3 protein-coding genes are annotated in these 3,791 nt (G+C 46.9%); all 3 read right to left on the reverse strand.

The window, feature by feature from the left end:
- Nucleotides 1–711: 711 nt before the first annotated feature.
- Nucleotides 712–1,323 (reverse strand): hypothetical protein, encoded by a 612-nt coding sequence (locus JGK16_RS26090; protein ID WP_293193945.1) that lies wholly within the window; start codon nt 1,321–1,323, stop codon nt 712–714.
- Nucleotides 1,324–1,375: 52 nt separating this feature from the next.
- Nucleotides 1,376–2,551 carry a bifunctional diaminohydroxyphosphoribosylaminopyrimidine deaminase/5-amino-6-(5-phosphoribosylamino)uracil reductase RibD gene (ribD, locus tag JGK16_RS26095; RefSeq protein ID WP_293179515.1) on the reverse strand — a complete coding sequence of 392 codons (1,176 nt, stop codon included), beginning with the start codon at nt 2,549–2,551 and terminating at the stop codon, nt 1,376–1,378.
- 157 nt (nt 2,552–2,708) lie between these two features.
- Nucleotides 2,709–3,740 (reverse strand): RNA-guided endonuclease TnpB family protein, encoded by a 1,032-nt coding sequence (locus tag JGK16_RS26100; RefSeq protein WP_293193947.1) that lies wholly within the window; start codon nt 3,738–3,740, stop codon nt 2,709–2,711.
- Nucleotides 3,741–3,791: the final 51 nt, after the last annotated feature.

Below are 3,791 nucleotides of genomic sequence, written 5' to 3' on the forward strand. Positions count from 1 at the left end.
AGGAAAGAGCGCCAAGATCGCAACTACGTACCTTTTGAGATTGCTATCCGCTCCGTCAGCAATACCGCCCCAAACTTATACCAATTATCTAAAATTGTGGAACACTCTTCAACCCCCCTAGCCCCCCCATGAATCAGGGGGGGTACAAGAATACTGTTATTTCGTTGAAAATTGGTATTAAAATCAAATTAACGTATTAGGTACGTAGTTGCGCTTTAGCGCTCTTTATAATATTAGGAAAGAGCGCATTGCTGAATTTAAGTATGAATTGAAATGTAGAGACGTAGCATTGTTACGTCTTTACAGAGGTTTCAGTATCATAGGAAATAATTTTCCTACATCAAATCAGCAACGCCGGAAAGAGCGCTGAAGCGCAACTACGTACCTTAGCCGGGTGCATCTCATTTTTGAAAATATACTCGTAGGGGCGAAGCATTTCGGCAGTAAATCTCTGATTCTCACTGATAAATTATGTGCCGAAATGCTTCGCCCTTGCCAAAACCAGATGCACCCTATAGCAATCCTAAATCCATCAAGCGAACACACACTCTTTTCTTATCTTCCTACCCTTCGGGAACGGCTTCGCCGAACGCGAACTTCGCGCCTTCGCGGTTCGTTGAACAAATCTGGTTCACAAATGATTTAGACTTGCTATAAAACAAGCTTCCCAATTACCAATTACCAATTACCAATTCTCAATTCCCCAAAGTTTCAATTGTTAGTTGTTGGGCCGCCGGGAGAAGGCATGGATTGAATCGGTGTCGGAGGCCAATTAGAACGACTTCTGCTGAGAGTAGCCGACACCAAAGCATAGCCCAAAACAGCAGGAAGGACGATCGCACTCAAAAACACGATCGCCACTGCCCATGTCATCGCATTGGACATCGGGCCGTAATGACTGCGGTAAGGGTCAAACGTTGGTAAATTAGACCTCGGGGCATCCCTCAGCGCGATCGGACGTTTGAACCGCACCCGCCTGTCATCGAGCTTTTCGAGCAAAACCCAGCCAACTTCCGCCTCTTCCCGACACAGCTTGTGAAAAATCGCCGGATTGCGAAATAAATCGCTGCTAGCCCGGACAATCTTGTACTCCCAAACTGTCAAATCATCAGGATTGCGATCGGATTTTGGATTGCCATTTGCGATCGCATTTTCAGGCGCAGTCAAATTATCTTCTTGAGATTCGTACCGAGTCAAAACTTCCTCCTCCTCATCACATTTTTGCCCCGCAGCCAATTGCTCGCGGCTCACCAAGACACCCAGAATCCCAGCCTCCAAGCCGAGACTACCAACCATCAAACTCCAAACCAGAATTTCAGTCATAAAAGGAGTTATAAAGTTAAAAATTAAAACTAAAAAGACTCGCTTTTAACTTTCAATCTTTAATTTTAAAATAGCCTTCCACCACACAATCTGCACCCACCGCGTGCCAAGAAACCCGCTCTAAAGTCAAAGCATCAGTCATTGCTGAAAAGCCCAAATCTCCCACAGGAGTTGGAGCACCTTGGCCGCCGACAATTTTAGGAGCAATAAAAGCCATAATTTTCTGCACTGCACCTTCAGCAATTGCCGAAGCCGCCAAAGTGCCACCGCACTCCCACAGTACAGACATAAAAGATCGATCGTACAAATAAGTCATCACATTAGTCGGTGTCAGCGGTGACAACTCCACAACTTCCACCCCTTTGGCAATCAAAAATTCCTGAAATTCCGGCTTAACCCCAGGCTCAGTCAGTACCAAAGTAGCCGCCGAGGAGGTTTCCCACAACCAAGCCGACTTCGGCAAATCCAGAGAGCGGCTCATCACCACCCGCAAGGGATTGTTTCTGTCAGGCTGGTGGCTTGTTAGTTTCGGATTATCTAGACGCACCGTATTTCCCCCAACAATCACCGCATCGCAGCCGGCACGCACCCGATGTACCTCGCTCCGAGCTTCCTCGCCTGTCACCCAAGCGCTGTGACCGGTAGTAGTAGCAATTTTACCGTCTAAAGTCATCGCATATTTCAAAATTCCGAAAGGCTGGCGGTACAAAATCCGGTGTACGAAAGCCTCGTTGAGTTTCTGACAAGCTTCCCCTTCCACTCCCGCCACCACTTCAATGCCAGCATCCCGCAATCGAGCCAGCCCAGTGCCAGCTACCAATGGATTTGGATCGACCATTCCAGCCACTACTTTTGCCACCTTAGCCTTAACTAAAGCTTCGGAACAGGGAGGAGTCCGACCGTAGTGGTTGCAGGGTTCCAGGTTCACGTAAACAGTCGCTCCGGCGGCAAGTTCCCCCGCTTCCCGGAGTGCAAACACTTCGGCGTGAGGTTGGCCGGCACCGGGATGGAACCCTTCGCCGACAATCTTACCGTCTCGGACAACTACGGAACCGACGAGGGGGTTGGGTGCGGTTTTGCCGAGGGCGCGGCGGGCCAATTCTATGCAGCGGCGCATCATGGCTCGATCGAACTCTTGAATTGTGCTATTGTCCAGTTGTTTTGTACCTTGCTGCTGTCGATTAGCTAAGTTGGCGATCGGTTTAGCGTCCGCCTCAAAAGTTTCCATGAGATTTTGCTCTGATATCTAACCTAAGTTTAGTAAGTTTGATGCTAATTTTTGCGAACGGGCGACGATCGATTGTTGAGCCAAACTTTACGGTATCAGGATTGAAAGGCGATTAAAATGGCGATCGACCCCACACGCCCAAACAAATAGCTGTGAACTACCCAACGCTGACCTTCGGTACAGCGTGGGCTTCTGACTTCATTGGGGATTGCGTCAGCTTAGACTTACGTCCCAGCTTCGGACTCACATCCCCTCCATCAGCAGCAGTCCTGGTTCCCAAGACCGATAGCATTCTGATTCCTTCTGCTCTGATATTTATTGAGGCGTTTCCGTCCCTATCGTGATGAGTACCGCAACTAGGACAAGTCCATGTCCTAACGTCTAATGGCATTTCATTCACCTGATAGTGGCAATTTGAACAGAGTTTCGAGCTAGGAAACCATCGGTCAATCTCTACCAACACTTTACCTTCACGGTCTAGTTTGTACTGCAAGAAATTGACAAACATCCCCCAACCTACATCAGAAATTGCTTTAGCTAGTTTGTGGTTGCGAACCATGCCCTTAACGTGAAGGTTTTCGACTACGATGACTTGGTTGTCGTCAACAAGCTTTCTGGATAGCTTATGCAAGTAGTCTTGACGGACATTGCTGATTCGTTCGTGAACCCTAGCAACCAGTTTCCTGGCTCGATCTCTCGACCTGCTTCCTTTCTCCTTTCTGGCTAGTTTTTGCTGTTTTCTTTTCAGGTTGCGTTCATGTTTTGCTAAATGCTTAGGATTCGGGTATTTGGATGTCTTGATACCATCATTGACAACAGCAAAATCTTTCAATCCCAAGTCAATTCCTGCAACTTTTCCATCGGTGTGAGCAACTAATTTGTCTCCTTCGAGTTCTGTCAGCACAGAGGCATAGTATTTTCCTGAAGGGGTCATGCTGACTGTTACAGTTTTGATAATTCCTTCAATCGGTCGATGTAACTTGACTTTAACAATGCCGACACGACCAGGAAACTTGAGGAAACCATCAACAATTTTGACTGACTGCGGATACTGGATTGATTGCCTATTTTTCTTGGCTTTGAATCTAGGGTATTTAGCTCTCGACTCAAAAAAGTTCTTGTAAGCAGTTACCAATTTGAGCGGCTCTCCAGAACTTATGGTGATAATTTTATCTAATGCAAGAAACAAGCTAATACGCGATTTCTAAAATTATCAAAATTAGAAAAGCCATACCCTTGT

Origin of the sequence: Microcoleus sp. PH2017_09_SFU_O_A, from assembly GCF_020738625.1 — a bacterium.
In the GTDB taxonomy this organism is placed as follows: domain Bacteria; phylum Cyanobacteriota; class Cyanobacteriia; order Cyanobacteriales; family Microcoleaceae; genus Microcoleus.